The following is a 16,656-nucleotide window of genomic DNA, read 5'->3' on the forward strand; positions in this document are numbered from 1 at the left end:
AGAGAAGGAGCCGCCCGGTGGAACAGCCCCAAGCCGAGCCCCATTCCGCGCCCAGCAAGCCGTCGTGGCCGCCCGTCGCCGTCCCCGGCCAGCACATCGGCGACGGAGCGCCTGACGCCGCTTCGGCGGATCTGCCCGCCGATCAGGTCGCGCCGGAGCCGGAGTCGACGGCTGCCTCAGCGTTGCTGGACGAACTGCGCGGCCAGATAGCGAAGTTCGTGATCCTGCCCTCGGTGGAGGCTCTGGATGCGGTGACGTTGTGGGTGGCGGCGACGCATCTGCAGCCCGCCTGGCAGCACGCGCCGCGTCTGGCGGTGGTGGGGCCGGCGAAGCGGTGTGGCAAATCGCGGCTGCTGGACGTGCTGACCGAGACGGTCCACGAGCCGATGCTCACCATAAACACCACCCCGGCGGCGATCTTCCGGTCGATCACCGAGGAGCCGCCCACGCTCCTGGTGGATGAGGCGGACACCATCTTCGGCACGCCGAAGCAGGCGGAGAAGAACGAGGAGATGCGCGGTCTGCTCAACGCCGGCCATCAGCGCAACCGGTACGTCACCCGTGTCGTCGGCAACGACCACACGCCCCACAAGTTCGCCACCTTCGCCATGGCGGCCCTTGCGGGGATCGGCGACCTGCCCGACACGATCATGGACCGGTCGGTCGTGGTCCGCATGCGCCGCCGCGCGGAGGGGGAGCGTGTCAAGCCCTTCCGCTCCCGCCGGGACATCCCCGCCCTGCACGATCTCCGCGACCGGCTCGCCGAGTGGGCCAGACCGCTGCTGGAGACGGCGGCAGAGCTGGAGCCGGGCATGCCGGTGGAGGACCGGGCCGCCGACACCTGGGAGCCATTGGTCATCATCGCCGACCTCGCCGCCGGGCCCTGGCCCGACTTGGCCCGCACGGCGTGCGTGAGGATGGTCGCCACCGAGGTGGAGGCGGAGGAGGACCAGCCTGGTGGAGCGCGGATCCTGGCCGACATCCGCAGGGTCTTCGCCGCCCAGCGCGAGCCCGACAGCCTGCCGACGGACGACCTCCTCCACCAGCTCCGCCAGGACGCCGAGAGTCCGTGGGCGGAATGGGGGCGCAACGGGCTGAGCGCCCGGGATCTGGCGTCCGTGCTGCGGGAGTTCGGCGTCAAGCCGGGCAACGTCCGGCTGCCGGACGGAACCCAGCGCAAGGGCTACATGCGCAACAAGTTCCTCGACGCGTGGCGGCGCTACTGCCCCACCGTCCACCCCGTAGATCCACCGCCCGGCGCGGGGCCCACCACGGGCTGAGCCCGCACCCCAGGCCGCCGTCCCTGCCGTCCCTGCCGTAATCCCGCAGGTCACACACCCTGCGGACAAGACGGCAACTGGCCCCAAGACGGCAACACGATCATGAGACCCACGCCGCCCCACCGGGACAGTGCCCGGATCCGTCTTGTGCCGTCCCGCGCGTCCCCGCCGTATCTCCCCAGGTCACAGCGGTGCGCGCTGGGACGGCATGGCACAACAGTCCCGTCCCGCCCCCGGCCGGGACGGCAGGGGAACGCCACGGCCGTCGGCCGTGACGCCACACCGGAGCACCTGCCGTCCCTGCCCTGACCTGCGCTTGCAACGGCCAAGACGGCTAATACGGACCACCGCGACCCGAGGAGAACCCGCTTGCCCCACCCCACCACCATCCGGCACCAGATCACCAACGCGACGACGCAGGGCCAGGGGGTGATGAAGCACACGGCTGAGCGGTATGCGCTCGTGGCCGCTGGCGCCGTCATCGTGGCCCTGACCACCGGGGCGTTCTGGCTCTCCTACGCGCATCTCGCCGAGGTCGCAGGAAAGCACGGACTGGGCGGCTCACCCGTCCGTCAATGGGCCTGGCCGGCGACCCTGGACGCGTTCATTGTCGCGGGCGAACTCCTCATGCTCCGCGCCGGTCTGCGCAGGGTCACCGACGGATGGGCCATCGCCGTGACCGCCACCGGATCGGTCGGCTCCATCGCCCTCAACGTCGCAGGCGTCAGCGGCACCGACAACACCAACGCCGTGCCGCTGCTTGACTACGTGGTCGCCGCGGTCCCGCCCACCGCAGCCCTGCTCGCTTTCGGTGTCCTGATGCGGCAGATCCACCAGCTCGTCGACCAACCCACAGGCCATCCGGACACGGTTTCCGACCAGCCTCCCGGCCTGCCGACCACCGCGTCCGCCGAGACGCCGGAATCACCGGCCCCGGTGGTGGAGAGCAAGCCGCGCGGTGGCCGTCCGGCGAAAGCCCCGGTCGAGGAGCTTGTGGAGATCGGCCGGACCGCTCTCGCTGAGCACGGCAAGCTCAGCCGGTCCCTTCTCCGGAAGGCCATCAAGGACAGGGACTTGACGATCGGCAGTGAGCGGCAGACCGAGGTGATGGACATCCTCCGGCCTGAGATCGAAGCCGGAGCCGGGTCCGGTCAGGACAGCGGGTGACCGGAATCCCAACGGGGTGACCGGAACCCCTTCCGGTCACCCCGACCAGCCGACCACCCGCACTCGTTGCCCCCGTCCACAGCTGTGGATATCGCGCCTGACCACAGCAGCCGCCCGCCCTTCCCTGTGGACCACCCGCCCTGCCCCGCCCACTTTCGGAGAACCGTTCGTGACCTACCGCCCGCACCGCCCCGACCACACCCCCGACGAGCCGACGACACCGAAGTCGCCTGGGCAGACGGAACGTTTGCAGCGGGAGATGACAGCCACCAGCACCAGCGGAGCAAGGTATGCCGTTGGACGGTCCAAGGGCCGTTCCAACGGGGGCGTCTCCGCCCCGGGGGTGGCGGAGGGGTTCGGGCACCAGGGGGTGCCCGAGCAGAACGATCCCGCTGACGTCTCGACGTCTGCTGTTGTGCCGTTGCCGCGTGCTGCTGATCATGCCGCGCTGCACCGCGTCGCCCACCGTCGTGAGCGCCAGGACGAGCAGCGCAAAGAGCGTGTCGATGTCCGCTACAGCGTCGGTGAGAAGACCGGCATCCTCGGCATGGCCCAGTCGCTGAACATCGCCGCCGCCCACTACGTCGGCGCTGTCGTCATGGCCCACGTGCACGGTGACCTCGCCCTGCCCGGCCAGCGCACCGCGCTGGACGACTACATCGACGAACTCAACGCGCTGCGCGCCCAGGTCACCCACATCGGCCGCAACCTCAACCAGGTCACGAAGAAGCTCAACTCCGGCGGCCACCCACACTCCGGGGACAGCGCCCTGCTCGCCCAGACCGAGCGCACCCTGACCGCTGCAGGCGCGGCCGTGCGGGACATCGCACAGGCCGCGAACCAGGTGGTCAGCAAGAGGGCCGTCCGTTGATCGCGAAGATCAACAGTGGCAAGAGCACCGCCGGCCTGGTCCGCTACCTCTTCGACACGGAGAAGGCGAAGGGCCACACGGACCCGCACCTGGTCGCGTCTTTCGACGGCTTCGCGCCCGACCCCGGCCGCGCCGAGGACTCCGACGCCGTCAGGAAGCTCCTGGTCGCGGATCTCGACCTGCACGTCAAGCAGGCCAAGAGGCTGGGACGCGCCCCGGACCAGCATGTGTGGCACTGCTCGGTCCGCGCCGCCGAGAGCGACCGCATTCTCACGGACGAGGAGTGGGCCGATGTCGCCCGCCGGGTCGTTCATGCCACCGGCATCGCCCCCGAGGGTGATCCGGACGGGTGCCGGTGGGTGGCGGTCCGGCACGCACCGGACCACATCCACATCGCCGCCACCACCGTCCGGGCGGACCTGCGGGGCGCCCGGCACTGGAACGACTACCTCACCGCGGACCGTGAACTCGCCGCCGTCGAGAAGCACTACGGCCTGCAGCAGGTCGTACGCGGCGACCGCACCGCCGCCAAACGCCCCACCCGCGCCGAGCAGGAGAAGGCCAAGCGCGCCGGCAGCAAGACAACGGCCCGTGAGCGTTTGCGTGCCGCGGCCCGTACGGCGGTGGCCGCCGCGAGGAGTGCGGAGGAGTTTCTCGTCCTGCTGGAGCACACCGAGGGGGTGCTCGTCGAGGTCAAGCGCTTCCCCTCCGGCGACATCCGCGGCTACACCCTCGCCCTGGAAGGTGACACCAACAGCGAGCGGGAGCCGGTCTGGTACTCCGGGTCGAAGCTCTCCCCTGACTTGTCGTGGCCCAGGGTCAGCGAACGGCTGACCGGCACAGGCGCCACCGCGCGCCCGTGGCAGGACGCGATCACCGCCATCGAGGACATTCCCCGTGCTCTCGCGCACGACGGGGCGCCGGCCGCGCAGGCCCACATCACGGCACTCGGCGAAACCCTCGACGCCCTGCCGCTGCTCGCTCCCGCCTCCCACCGGGAGGAACTCCGGCGGGCGGCAGCGGCCTTCGAACGCGCCTCCCGCTCCCGCGTCCAGGCTGAGAACCACCACGCCGCGCGGCTGCGGGGAGCGGTCAGGACCATGCTCCGCACCCCACCACTGAACAGTTCCGACGGCACGCTTCTGGCCCTGTTGCTCGACACGATCGTCCTGGCCACCGCTGCCACCTTGCGATGGCACGACCTGCACCACCACGACCAGCAGGTCACCGCCACGCGTGATGCCCTCACCCACCTCCACGTGGCCGCGGACCAGGCCGCCGTCACCGCCCTCGCCGCCGTCAAACGGACAGGGCCGAGCAGTCCCGTGGTCCGGCTCCGGTACGAGGGCGTCGTCCGCATGGTGCTGCCCGAACACGCCGACCAGATCCTCAACACCCGCGACTGGGAGGCGCTCGCCGCAACCCTCGCGCGAGCCGACACCCGTGGCCTCGACCCCGTCGACGTCCTGCGCGCCGTTACCCAGCGCCCCCTCGACGACGCCCGGTACCCCGCACGCCTCCTCGCCTGGCGCATCCAACAAACCACCCACACCACACAGACACCCCGCACCGCACCGCCGGCACCACAGCCCACACCAAGTCTGGCGCGCCAGCCCGGCGGGCCGCGCACCCGCCACTGACCCCCGGAAGCCAAGTCCAGCGAGTCATGGAGGTACCTCATGCCCCGCGCACCACCCCGCGATTCATCGCGAAGCGCTCACCAGCTCAGCCCCATCCACACCACATTGCACAAGGAACCGCCCATGCCCCAGACCCACATCCGCCCCGACGTCGTCGCCCTTCTCGCCGACGTGGACTGGCACGGCCGCCGAGATGAACGCCCGTACCACCGCGACGGCCGTCCCTTCACCCTCGCCGAGCAGCGCCTGGTCAGCACCGTCACCCCGGAAGAAGGGGCCGCCGCACGCCAGCAGATACGGCGCGAGAACGAGTGGCTGGACGAAGTCGACGCGATGAGGGACGACTTCGTCGCCCTCGTCAGGAAGTACCTCGCCCGGCTCCCCAAGGGCTCCGTGGTCGCCGACGCCATCGGCATCATGACCGACGAGGACTACGCCGAGTACGAACGCCTCGTCCCGATCGTCACCGCACAGGACACCCTCGAATACCGCGCCACCCACGGAAACTCGACCGAACACCTCACCGGACCCACGGAGGACTGACCGCACACGCCGACAGCGGGCGAGCCCCAGAGCCCTAACGGCTGCCGCGTGCCCGCCTGAAGCCACCACCGCACACAGAAACGCACCGCAGCCCCGCATGCCGAAACGGCACGCGGGGCTGCGCAGTTACGAGCCTCCGGCGTGAACACACCTCACTATGAGGCCGGTTCGGACCCGAGGCAGGGGTGAGGCGACGGGCTTGGCACCGGACCCGCTGACGGAGAGCGGCCCCCGTCTCCCTGGGCACGGACGACGACGGTGCCCGTCAGCCGGCCGGAGCGCGCAGGAGCCGGTCCTTGGTGCTCTCGGGCAGCACCCGGCGCAGGACCGGAGCCGAAGAGGCAAGGGATGCGGCAAATGCCGCGACGAGATCCTGCGGCACACCGGCGGAGAACGACGCCGCCCACAAGTACGGTGCGCCAAGGGCGGGTTCGGCCCACGCCTGCCACCCCGTGGCACCTGCTTCGTCGGCCGCCACGGTCAGGGCGCGCGGGTCACCATCCTGGATGAGCGGCGGCACCTCGCCGAGGCTCACGCACGTGGTGAACATCGGGTCCACCGCCCCGGAACGGGGATGATCGATGTCGCGCAGCCAGCCGCGCGTGGTGAGCGTGTCGAGGACCAGCTCGGGCCCCACGGACGAGGCCGTGGGCTGCTCACGTTTGTTGAGAGCGGCGAGGAAGTCGCCGAGGACCTCACCGGGGATGCCGGGGGTGAAGTAGGCGGACCACGCGGCGAGCGGACTGCCGGTGTCCTCACGGGCGGAGACCTGCCAGGCGACCGGCAACTCCCCCAGGAGAAACGGCTCATCTGCCAGGACCCACTGGGCCCAGCGCAGCGTGTCCTGGCTGATGTGCAGAACGGTACTGCGCAGAACCTGCCGGTCCTCCGCTGCTTCATCCTGCTCGCGCCTGCCACGGACAACCGTGAGATTCGCCCAGCCGAACCCGGTGAGCGTGTCGGCCACCCTCTCGTAGAGCAGGTCGTCGTCACCGGCCAGATACCGGGGACCAACCCAGAACGCGGAAGGCGGGTCGGAGGGGAAAGGATCGACAGGGTGGTGCGGGTGCAGAAACACCTCCAGGAATCGAGCGGGCCTTACTGCCCACTGGCACGGCGCGCGGAGCGGCGCTGGACCGGGCCCTGAGGCGAGGACAACGTCGAGATCGCGCGGCCGAAGCCACCGGTGGAGTGCAAACTTCGGCGGGAAACGCCGACTCGCCGAAGAGTCCAGCACGCGCTGGGCAATGATGCGGACCGCGGACGGTTATGGAAGGAACCAGGTCTCAGAGGAGCACGGTCACGGGCTTCCATCTCTCTGACTTAGGAGTTTCCTGGAAGGTCATCCACGTTGACATGCTTCTGAAGCCGTTGCCAGTCCTTCTGGGGATCTTTCCTGTCTGCCCCCGGCGAATCTTCCCTTGCAATCCAATCGAGGCGTTAACGGCGAATCCAGCCGTTTCGGCTTCTCCGACACTGAATCTAGTCGTGAGGCCGCACGGCATTCCCCCATTCGGCCTTGGCGTACGTGCACCGGAGGAGATGGTCGTGTCCATCACCGTAGAGATCATCGCCCACGCCAACGGGGCGAGCGGACTACCGCTGTTTCTGCGCACCGGCCCCATCCAATGTGCCGTAGCCGAGATACTGCCACCGCACACCTTGAGTGATTGATCCCGCAACACTTACGCTGACGGCCGTTACTGTGTGTGGCGCAGGGTGAACAGCCCGCTGAACATGGTTCGTTCGGGTTGTCTGCGGGATGCGGGGGTGCAGGTTGGACAACTCCATGCCGGTGGCAGCTGGTGTGCCGCCGATCCATTTTGGAGTGCACGCGCTGCGAACCGGAAGCGCGGACGGGGCGCGGGCCGACTTCGAGCAGATGCTCGCGCAGCTAGCTAGTGCGACCAATCCGAACGTCCGCATGATCGCGGCGAATCCGGGCGACTGGGGAATTGACGCCTTCGCCGGTGACCTCGGGGGCGCCATCACGGTCTGGCAGTCCAAGTACTTCATGCCGAAGACCACCACCAGCCAGTCCCAGCAGATTCGCGACTCTCTCGCGAACGGCCTCAAGGCCGCTGCGGCCAACGGTCACACCATCACGCTCTGGATCCTGTGCGTCCCCTCCAGCATGGACGGGCCGGCAGCCAAATGGTGGGACGGCTGGAAGAAAAGGCAGGAGAAGGCGCATGGCCTCGTCATCGAGCTGTGGGACGAGACCACACTCGTGAAGAAGCTGCAGAGCCCCGAAGGCGACCACGTTCGACGCGCCTATTACGAGCCCTTCACCGCGCCCGCCGCCCCCGCCCAGGGGCAGATGCGTCTCGTGCTGGACGTGGAAGAGGGCACGGCGACGGCGCTCGACTCGGCTCTGTTCGTACGCCAGATGACCGAGGCCGGCCACGTCGAACTGGACTCGGCCAAAAGGCAGTTCTTCAACGCCGACCTGGTGGCGCGCGAAGTTGCACACAAGGGCGTGCCGACTGAGGTCGCTGCGCTGAGCTCTGCTGACGCCACCCTTCACGGCGTGTGGGAGATGCAGTTCAACGAGTGCTCGGCCGAGGGCACCCTCACCGCTCTGCACGGCCGGGTGTGGCGCGAGGTGCGCGGAGAGCACGACAAACTGCCCAAGGTGCTGCGTCTGGAGGTGACGCACAGCTGGGGTCTGGTCCACCGACTGGTCGACAACCGGCGGGCAGGGTGGGTCACGCACTGGCGACAGATCGCGAGTGGTCATGGCGATTGAGATCTCCCGACCGTCCGTATCGCGCGACCACCGATGAGGAGCATGCCGTGCAAGCAGACCGACCGGTTGTGATGCCCGAAGACGAGGTTCCTTTCCGCCTCGCTCAACTGCTTTTGCTCCTCGACGCCGTTGCCGCGCAGGACGCGAACGGGGCGACCCTGGAACGCATCGGGTACTACGACTTCCTGTCCGCGAACCCCTTCCTCGTCGTTCCCTCCGAGGGGCGGGAAGCAAGCCTCCTGCGGCTGGCCGGATTCGACCCGCAGGTCCTCGCCTACGCCTCCTCCTCACAGCGATTCACGAGCCGGCGCGAACGGATCCAGCACGACCTGGCGCTCCTGGTGGCCCACGGGTACTGCCGCATCCGAAATCGCAACGGCTCCCTCACCTACTCGATCACCGAGGCCGGTCAGGAACTCGGCGGGCAGTTCACTGCCACCTACGCCACCTCCTTCGCTACCGCCGCCGACATCGTCGTCCGCCAGCTCCGCAAGCTGACCGACAAAAGGCTGCGCGAGCAGACCGCGCTGTGGCTCAGGCCGGATGGGCCCGGCGGACCTGCGGCTGCCCTCATGAGCGTCCTGGGGCCAGGACCCGTGCTGGAAACGTCCTGGGAGGGATGATCACCATGGAGCCGCTTCCCGGCATCCGCATCCGCCGCCTGCGCCTGGTCGGCATGGAGCGGTCCTACGACGTCGACTTCACTGCCGAACAGCGGGTACGGAACCTCTCCGTCATCGCCGGGGCGTTCAGCTCCGGCAAAACAGCGGTACTGGAGTTCATCGCTTACGGGCTCGGCGCGAAACGGCACCCCCGCCACCAGGAGGTACTGCGCAGAGTCCGTTCCTGCCTCCTGGAAGTTGAGCTCTCCGGCGAGCCGCACGTGATCGAGCGATCGGTCGGAGAGCCCTCGAAGGTCGCTTTCGTACGCCGCGGAACGCTCGACAGCAGGCCCGTGCCCAGGGCCGAGAGCAGGCCCGTCGACCCGCCCGGGGCACCGGAGAGCCTGTCCTCCCTCCTTCTGAGCCACTGCAAGCTCGAAGGCGTCCAGCTACGCGAAGCGCCCACCAACAGCGAGTCCCGCACGGATCCGCTTAGCTTCCGCGACTTGATGTGGCTCGCCTTCCTTCCCAACGAACGCGTCGCGGACAAGAACTTCCTGTTCGAGAACGACCACATGCGCAAGCACAAACTGAGGCAGGTCGTCGACGTCGCCTTCGGGGTCCACGACGACCGCGCCGTCGAACTCGGCCAGCGCATCCAGGAACTCGGCGGCAGGCTCAACCGCGCCAAGACCGAACTCGAAGCAGCCCGTACCTTCGTCGTCGAGCAGGCTCCCACCGCACTGAACGGCGAACCCACACCCGCCGTCCACGAACGGCAGCTGGCCGACATCACCAGCCAACTGGAGGAGTTGGACCGCCGCGCGCAGGCGGGAACCCAGTTCGCGGCCCAGCTGCGCTACCAGCACAAAACGGCGGCCGAGAACTCTCGCCGGGCGGCAGCAGTCCTGCGGGACTGCGAAACGCAAATCCAACGCCTGATGCCTCTCCGAGCACAGTACGCCGACGATCTCCTCAAGCTCGGCATGCTCGGCGAAGCACAACGGCTCTTCGACCCCTTGAGCGTCACCACCTGCCCCGCCTGCCTGAACCGGCTGTCCGCTCTCCCCACCGTCGACAACGGACGCTGCAGCCTCTGCCGTCACGAACTGACTTCAATGGAAGGGGCATTGACCCTGGGTAGTGCCGACACCGGTAGCCAGGCCGGGGACAGCCGGGTGGACGTCGCGGCCGAGACCCGGTCCACCAAGGCCCGCCTCAAGGAGATCACCAGCTACATCGATGAGCTAGGCGCCTCGCTCGCCTCACTCAAGCTCCGGGCGGAAGACGCGGCCCTCCGGGAAGAGGAAGCCGCCACCGCGCTGGACGCCGCCACGTCACCTTCCGTCTCACCCTTCCTCGCCGCCCGCGACAACCTGCACCGAAGGCGCGAACAGGTCCTGCGCCAACTCGAACAGGCTGAGAGCGCGCTCAAGCTCCGCGAAGGACTCGCCAAACGGGCCGACGCCGTGCAACGCCACGAAACCCAGATCGCTCGTCTCCGCGAAGAACTTGCGCGGCTCGGGGACGCCTCCCACGACCGTGATCGGGTCATCGCCAAGATCAGCGGCCGGTACGGCGAACTCCTGCGGGCCTGGCGCTACCCCAAGGTGAGTACGCCCTTCATCAAAACCGACCTCACCCCGTTCGTGCGCGGTGAGCCGTACCAGGAAGCCTCGTCTGGCGCCCGCACCCTGCTGACTCTGGCCTGGCAGCTGGCCGTCTTCGAGGTCGCCGTCGAAGAAGGGGCCGCGCACCCGGGATTCCTCATGATCGACAGCCCTCAGAAGAACCTCGGCCACGGCGGCACCCTTGATGCCGTGATCGCGGACGCCGTCGCCATCGACGACTTCTACGGCCACCTCTCCCTCTGGCTCGCGGACCGCGGCAGTCGAGCACAGCTGATCGTCGCCGACAACAGCCCGCCACCGCTGGTGGAAGGCAGCGTGGTGGTGCGCTACAGCCGCAACGAGGACCGTCCGCCGTATGGGCTGATCGAGGACGAAACCAGCGCGGACGAAGAGGCGGAAGCCGGCGCGTGAAAGGCACTCCCAGCCACAGGGCCTTTCCTCGGTGGCAGGCTGATCCAGAAACCGCAGCGTTGCGGATCACTCACTCAGCAGTTGAGGCGCGGGTTCGGGTCTGATGGCAGCCCGGCAGCCACATGTCGATGCCGTCAGCCTGGTGATCAGTCGGTGACGACGCCGCGTACGTATCTGCCGTACGGGGGACACACACTGGGCGCCGCCCTTGAGCGCACGGCTGCGGGTCAGCCGGCGGCGACAATCGCGGTCATGACATCGATGACGGAGACCTTCCGCCAGGCCCTGCAGACTGCGCTGGCCGGCCGGGAGACGGTGAGCATCCGCAGCACGCTGATCGAGACGCTGGAACGGGATCCCTCCAAGGGAGAGATCTCGGCAGCTAACAAGGCGGCCCGGAGGATCGCCGAGAACGGGGACGCGGTTCTCATCTCCCTGCTTCCCGACCAGGCCGGCGCCGACGCCTACGTGCCCACGGCTCCTGGGGCCAGGGGGCGTGCGTCGAACTACCTGACCCTGGACGAGAAGATCATCAAGGACTTGCCCTGCCGCGTCGAGTTCGCCACGGAGAAGTGGGACGCGCTCATCGACGAAGGCATACGGCTCAGCCAACAGATGATCGAGAGCGACCCGCTTCTGTCGGCGGTCCTGCCCGGCTGGAAGGCCGAACCGCGGGCCGAGGAACGGGCCCGCCTTATGACGGAGGCAGCAGGGGCCAGTTGACCCGCCTTCAGTATGCCGGCGCCAGCACACAGAGTGGGAAGTGTGGCGCTGGCGGTGGAGCCTCGAAGCACCGGCACTCCATCGCCGCACCGCTTCGATGACTCCCACCTGGATCCGCGGCCCATCAGACATGGCTTAGGGCGGCCTCACAGGGGCCCTAATAGGCGGTCACAAACACCCGTCCGTGACGCCGTTGCTGTCCTGGTTAGCCGACCGGCTGTCTGTATGGGCACGCCTCCGCGAACCGTAGCCTGGTGACACTCTGACAAGATCGGAGAGTTGGTCACTGTGGCTACGTATCTCGTCGGCTCGCGCGCAAGCAATCTGGCGAAGGCCCAAGTGCGGGAGTATCTGCGGCCTTTGCGTGAGCGATTTCCGGACACCGCTTTCACGCACCGCGTGATCTTGGAGGGGGGCGACAAGGACCGTAGGTCGCTCCTGTCGGACGTCTCCGTGGTCAATGGTGGGTCGGCGTTCAGCAATGAGCAGGAGGCGGCCCTGTCGCGAGGCGACGTGGATGTGGTTGTTCATTCGCTCAAAGACCTTCCGACGGCGAACCCGAGTGGTCTGATGCTGCTGCCGCCGCCGGGGCGTGAGGACGTACGCGATGCGCTGTGCGGCTCAACCCTCGCCGGATTGAGGAAGGGTGCACGGGTGGGGACCGGTGCTCCTCGGCGGATAGCGCAGCTTCTCGCGGTGCGCCCCGACCTTGAGATCGTTCCGATCCGGGGGAACGTCCCGCCCCGCCTGAAGAAGATCGAAACGCACGGGCTGGACGCGGTAGTTCTCGCCGCTGCGGGGCTTCACCGGCTCGGACTGGACGACGCGATCGGCGAGTTGCTGCCGCTGGATCTTTTCCCGCCGAGCCCCGGACAGGGCGCGTTGGGGATTCAGGTGCGTACGGACGATTCTTCGGCCCCGTTGCGCCGGATGCTGTCGACGGTCGGTGACGTGGCCGTGGACGCGGAGATCAGGGCGGAACGTGCGTTGCTCGCCGAGCTGCATGGTGGGTGCAGTGTGCCCGTGGGCGCGTACGCCGAGACGCTGCCGGACGGGGAGCTCCGGCTGTTCGGTCAGGTCAGTTCGCTGGACGGTACCGAGCAGATCTCCGCGACGCTGGGCGGCCCGTCCGCCGAGCCGGAAAAGCTCGGTGCGGCCCTGGCCGCGATGCTCGTCGGCCTGGGCGCGCATTCGATCCTTGACGCGGTGCGGGTCGCTCTCGCCGCTAAGTGAGCTGGCGGGCGATGTCGAGCGCCGCGTACGTGAGGCTGCCGCTCGCCCCGGCCCTCTTGAGCATGGTGAACAGCTCGACCAGGAGTCGGACGTCCCGCTCTCCCGTCTCGGGCTCGACCCGTGTCATGGACGTGTACTCGCCGGAGACCGAGAACGGGAACAGGGGTGCGCGGGTGACTCCCCGGAGGGTGGCGAGCACGTCCGCAGTGAACTGTGCGGGCTCCAGCAGGATCATGTCGGCGCCGGCTGCTTCCATGCGTAAGGCCGTGTCGACGAACTGGTCGGCCCTCCCGGGGTTGATCTGGAATTCCCGGTTGAGCCCCGCTTTGGGGGTGGCGCCCATCGTGAGGCGGAATCCGTCGTACAGGCTGGACCAGAAGATCACGTGCGGCATGACGGACACGCCGTCGTACCCGGACTGGTCAAGTGCCTTCCGTACGCCGGCGACCGTGCCGAGCACCATGGACGCGGGGCCCACGATGTCCGCGCCCGCTTCCGCGTGAGCCACTGCCTGCCGGGATGTGATCTCGACGGTGGCGGCCACGTCCGGACGACCATCGCGGTCGGTGAGGTAGCAGACCCCGTCGGCGGTGTAGGAGCAGAGACACGTTTCCGTCATGACCGCGAGGTCCGGCACGGTGTCCTTGCAGGCATGCACGGCCCGCGCCATGAGCGAGTCGGGGGCGAGTGAGATTTCCGCCGTGGCGTCCCGCTCGGAGGACTCGGCGAACAGCTTCACGGACGGGATGCCCAGGTGGGCGGCGTCGCGCATCACCGCAGGAATGCCGGCGAGGGTGACCGTGGGCATGGGCCGGTCGGCAGGGTCTTCGGTGACGAGCAGCACCATCGACAGATCGGCGGGGGTGAGTACCCGCGGCTCCAGCAGTCGCCGAACGGCCGGACGGCTTCGTAACGGGCTCGTCGCCCTGGAGTCGGTCCGGGATCGGTTCTCGGTGGTGGCGGTCATCTGGGGTCCCTCGTTTCGGATGGTCAAGACGGGGTGGCCCCGAGCGGCGAACGTCGCTGATCTCCACTCGGGGCCGTTCTCGCACGCCGGGCGCTTACCGAAGTGCTCGCGGTGAGCGCTGCGGCGTTGGGGGACGGGGTGTAGCGCGTGCGCGCTACTTCGCGCCCTTCTTCTTCGCTTCCTTGGCTGCCGCCCGCCGGTCCGCCCGGTTGCCGTTCGCGTCCGGAGTGGCGCCCAGCGCTCTACTCCTGCGGACGGTGTATCCGTCCGTCGCACCACCGGTATGGGTCTGCGTCGCCTTGGGCTTCTTCGTCACCTGGTTCCCCCTTGTTATGTCTGGGTGGTGACCGTTCCGGCGGGGCCGTTGCTTGCCCTGCCCCGCCCCGCCGGAACGGTGTTCATCGAACTGGCCGGCCGCCCTATGCGGCGAGCAGCGTGCCTACCAGGTCGAGCGGTTCGGCGCCGTCGCTGCTACTCCGGTCGCCCAAGGTGGTGGGCTTGGCCGTCTCGGTGTCGCTCCCGGTGGTCTCGGGCTGGTCGGTCTCGGGCGTGATGGTCGCGGCCATGCCGCGCCCCCCTTCTCTTGGTGGTTCCGGGCCCGGTTGGGCTCGGGGTTGCCCGTCCGTCCGTCACAGCGGAACGGGCGCCCGCCCTCGGTCGGACTGCCGGCTGTGATGGATACCGGCAGCCCTGGGAAGTCCCCGCCGAGGACGGAAGCTGGTGACCGCTACGGAAGATCCACGACCGTCACGTCCCGCAGCTGGCGGTGAAGTCGGGCCGCGAGCATCCCCGGGTGCCGGGGCTTGCCGTAGGCGGAGATCACGTCGTTCTCGGAGGCGCGCCATCCGTTCGCCGTGAAGGTGTAGATGGTCCCCGACACCCCGTACAGGTGGGGTTTTCGCACCCGCAGCAGTACGTGTTCGCCCCGGCCCAGAAACGGGCACTGCCGCACCGACACCCGGGCGTGTTCCACGCACAGCGGGGGCATGAAGGTGATCGAGCGTTCGGGCCACGTCGCGGGCGAGTCCTCGGTCCGCCAGTCGAAGAACAGCCAGCCGTCCCTGTTCCGGTCGGCAGGCTCCGCACAGACCTGGCACAACATCTCTTCCATGCAACGGCGTTGGCGCCCTGAGTGCAGGGAGTCGAACAGCGGGCGCCCCGGGTCCGGAGACGCTTCCGTGCGGATCCACGGGTTGCCGTGCTTGTCCCTGTCTTCCGGCCGCAGGTCCTTGTATGTGAGCCGGGGCTGACCGTTGGAAAGGAACTCGATGTCCAGCGCGGATTCGGGCACGCCCTTGTCGGTGCTCCGCGCGACAACGTAAGGGGTGATGAGCGGCATAGGCCGCTCACCCCAGCCGGGCATTGGCTCGGGCCATTCGCTGTGCGCGAAGGAGCATCTGGGCGGCGGTCATGTCCCGGCGGGGCTCACCCCACGCGTCGAACTGGCCAGCGAGGAAGTTCGGGCTGACGCCGAAGGCGGCTGCGAGCTTGTTCATGGACTCGCCGTCGCGATACCGCTCGATAATCCGGCTCATACTTTTCCGCACGCGAGCCCGTGCGGCCTCTCGCTGGCGTGGGGTGCGCGCCATTTCTCTCAATCTCCTTGCGACGTACGGTCGTTCGGGACACGCTTCGGGGGTCGGTTATCGGGCTGCCGCTCCCGTCGGCAAGAGGACTTTCCCTGCCAGGGGTTCGTCCCGGTCGGCGTAGGGCCGGTCCGTTTCCGCTGTTCCGGGCTCGCGGAGGTGGCGACGTCGCAAGGTTTCGTGGGCGACGGCGAAGGGCGGAAGCCCGACGCTGGCCCGGCGGTTGTCCAGGCCGGCGGGTTCCATGACAGGCAGGACCGTCATTCCGGCCGGGCCGTGCTGGTACTGGGTGCCGTAGAGCTGGCGCTTCCCCGCGTTGACGCTGCACCGGTCGTAGAGGTGCGCCCACTGCTGGATCATGGCCTCGCCCCGTTCGACGGCGGTGGCGAGCAATCGCAGTGCGCGGCGCTGGAGTTCGGGCTCGACGTCCGCGTACAGAGCGATGAGCCAGGCGGCGTCCGCGCCGGCGTCGCCGACCAGGGTGCGGCCGGGCCAGCCGTGCTCGGCAACCACCCGCCGCAGGAGCCGGGCGTTGGCGAAGTCGCCGTGCCGTACACGGTCGATGTCGGAGCGCTCCAGCCGCCCCCGTGTCAGGGGCGCGTGATAACGGCGGGCGGCTTGGGCCCGGTCGACCAGGACGCGGGCGATGTCGGGCCGGAGCGGTGCTGTCATGTCAGGCCCCGAACTGGAGGGCCATCAGCAGACGGCGGGCGGCGTTCACATCGATAGCCTTCAACGACAGCCCCGCGCGGCCCCGGTGGTAGCGAGGATCCTCGATGTCCTCGATGCGCAGGACTCCGCCGGTGGCTCTCTTGAAGCCTGTACGCAGGCGGTCCGCGATGGTCTGCGCCCCGATCGCCGAGCCGGGGTCGCGGTCCGGTTCGCCCAGAAGGCGCGCCAAGCGGTCGGCCGCTGGTAAGGAGACGTGGCCGATCGAGACCTTGTTGTTCTCCACGCCCAGGTCGGGCAGGTCGAGATCGTGAGCCTCGAAGGCGGAACGTAGGGAGTCGGCGACCTTGTGAGTGCGCGTGAGTGCCTTACGGATCAGCCGGGCGACCTCAACGGCGGTCTCCGGGTCGATCGCACTCAGGGCGATCTTCGGCGTTCCGCGATCGGTCATGGGCACGACGGACAGTGCCCCCAGTCCTGCTGCTCGAAAGGCATGGCCCAGTTCGCATGCCGCGCCCTGATGGGCAGCGGCGGTTGTGTCGTTCATGAAGTCTCCGGGGGGTGAACCAGCGGCAGTAGAACTG

At 68.6% G+C, this 16,656-nt stretch carries 18 protein-coding genes; 10 read left to right on the plus strand and 8 right to left on the minus strand.

Annotation, left to right across the window (positions count from 1 at the left end; translation table 11 throughout):
* The first annotated feature begins 17 nt into the window (after positions 1-17).
* The 5 genes from OIE74_RS21195 (at position 18) to OIE74_RS21215 (ending at position 5,501) form a co-directional block, all read left to right on the plus strand.
* Positions 18-1,280 (plus strand): DUF3631 domain-containing protein, encoded by a 1,263-nt coding sequence (locus tag OIE74_RS21195; protein ID WP_329386004.1) that lies wholly within the window; start codon positions 18-20, stop codon positions 1,278-1,280.
* 432 nt (positions 1,281-1,712) lie between these two features.
* Positions 1,713-2,447: a DUF2637 domain-containing protein gene (locus OIE74_RS21200; RefSeq protein ID WP_329392373.1), complete on the plus strand. Its 735-nt coding sequence runs from the start codon at positions 1,713-1,715 to the stop codon at positions 2,445-2,447.
* 343 nt (positions 2,448-2,790) lie between these two features.
* On the plus strand, positions 2,791-3,318 hold the full coding sequence (locus OIE74_RS21205; protein WP_329392374.1) for a plasmid mobilization relaxosome protein MobC: 528 nt from the start codon (positions 2,791-2,793) through the stop codon (positions 3,316-3,318).
* Positions 3,315-4,958 carry a relaxase/mobilization nuclease domain-containing protein gene (locus OIE74_RS21210; RefSeq protein WP_329386006.1) on the plus strand — a complete coding sequence of 548 codons (1,644 nt, stop codon included), beginning with the start codon at positions 3,315-3,317 and terminating at the stop codon, positions 4,956-4,958. Before OIE74_RS21205 ends, OIE74_RS21210 begins: the two co-directional genes overlap by 4 nt.
* 123 nt (positions 4,959-5,081) lie before the next feature.
* Positions 5,082-5,501, plus strand: coding sequence for a hypothetical protein (locus OIE74_RS21215; protein WP_329386008.1), 420 nt, complete (start codon positions 5,082-5,084; stop codon positions 5,499-5,501).
* A 265-nt stretch (positions 5,502-5,766) separates the two neighbouring features.
* Here the strand turns inward: OIE74_RS21215 and OIE74_RS21220 are convergent, their stop codons facing one another.
* Positions 5,767-6,585: a DUF317 domain-containing protein gene (locus OIE74_RS21220; RefSeq protein ID WP_329392375.1), complete on the minus strand. Its 819-nt coding sequence runs from the start codon at positions 6,583-6,585 to the stop codon at positions 5,767-5,769.
* 705 nt (positions 6,586-7,290) lie between these two features.
* Here OIE74_RS21220 and OIE74_RS21225 point away from each other — a divergent pair.
* From OIE74_RS21225 to hemC, 5 genes are all read left to right on the plus strand, one after another.
* The gene (locus OIE74_RS21225) at positions 7,291-8,250 is read left to right on the plus strand and encodes a serine/threonine protein kinase (RefSeq protein WP_329386010.1); all 960 of its coding nucleotides are present in this window, start codon (positions 7,291-7,293) and stop codon (positions 8,248-8,250) included.
* A 47-nt stretch (positions 8,251-8,297) separates the two neighbouring features.
* A complete protein-coding gene (locus OIE74_RS21230) occupies positions 8,298-8,873 on the plus strand; it encodes an ABC-three component system middle component 2 (RefSeq protein ID WP_329386013.1) in 576 nt (191 codons plus the stop codon).
* Positions 8,874-8,878: 5 nt separating this feature from the next.
* A complete protein-coding gene (locus tag OIE74_RS21235) occupies positions 8,879-10,894 on the plus strand; it encodes a DNA recombination protein RecN (RefSeq protein ID WP_329386016.1) in 2,016 nt (671 codons plus the stop codon).
* 252 nt (positions 10,895-11,146) lie between these two features.
* Positions 11,147-11,617, plus strand: a complete 471-nt coding sequence (locus OIE74_RS21240) for a hypothetical protein (protein ID WP_329386019.1) — start codon at positions 11,147-11,149, stop codon at positions 11,615-11,617.
* 288 nt (positions 11,618-11,905) lie between these two features.
* Complete coding sequence (gene hemC / locus OIE74_RS21245; protein WP_329392376.1) at positions 11,906-12,850, plus strand: hydroxymethylbilane synthase; 945 nt, start codon at positions 11,906-11,908, stop codon at positions 12,848-12,850.
* Here hemC and OIE74_RS21250 read toward each other — a convergent pair.
* From OIE74_RS21250 to OIE74_RS21280, 7 genes are all read right to left on the minus strand, one after another.
* Positions 12,843-13,817, minus strand: a complete 975-nt coding sequence (locus OIE74_RS21250; protein ID WP_329386022.1) for a hypothetical protein — start codon at positions 13,815-13,817, stop codon at positions 12,843-12,845. The genes hemC and OIE74_RS21250 overlap by 8 nt on opposite strands.
* A 154-nt stretch (positions 13,818-13,971) precedes the next feature.
* Positions 13,972-14,133, minus strand: coding sequence for a hypothetical protein (locus OIE74_RS21255; protein ID WP_329386025.1), 162 nt, complete (start codon positions 14,131-14,133; stop codon positions 13,972-13,974).
* A gap of 103 nt (positions 14,134-14,236) precedes the next feature.
* A complete protein-coding gene (locus OIE74_RS21260; RefSeq protein WP_329386028.1) occupies positions 14,237-14,383 on the minus strand; it encodes a hypothetical protein in 147 nt (48 codons plus the stop codon).
* Between the two features lie 161 nt (positions 14,384-14,544).
* On the minus strand, positions 14,545-15,156 hold the full coding sequence (locus tag OIE74_RS21265; protein WP_329386030.1) for a hypothetical protein: 612 nt from the start codon (positions 15,154-15,156) through the stop codon (positions 14,545-14,547).
* Between the two features lie 7 nt (positions 15,157-15,163).
* Positions 15,164-15,313 (minus strand): hypothetical protein, encoded by a 150-nt coding sequence (locus tag OIE74_RS21270; RefSeq protein ID WP_329386031.1) that lies wholly within the window; start codon positions 15,311-15,313, stop codon positions 15,164-15,166.
* A gap of 147 nt (positions 15,314-15,460) precedes the next feature.
* Positions 15,461-16,075: a DUF6624 domain-containing protein gene (locus OIE74_RS21275; RefSeq protein WP_329386034.1), complete on the minus strand. Its 615-nt coding sequence runs from the start codon at positions 16,073-16,075 to the stop codon at positions 15,461-15,463.
* 1 nt (position 16,076) lies between these two features.
* Entirely contained in the window at positions 16,077-16,619 is a 543-nt protein-coding gene (locus OIE74_RS21280) for a hypothetical protein (protein ID WP_329386036.1), read from the minus strand.
* Positions 16,620-16,656 lie beyond the last annotated feature (37 nt).

Source organism: Streptomyces sp. NBC_01716 (assembly GCF_036248275.1).
Taxonomy (GTDB): Bacteria; Actinomycetota; Actinomycetes; order Streptomycetales; family Streptomycetaceae; genus Streptomyces.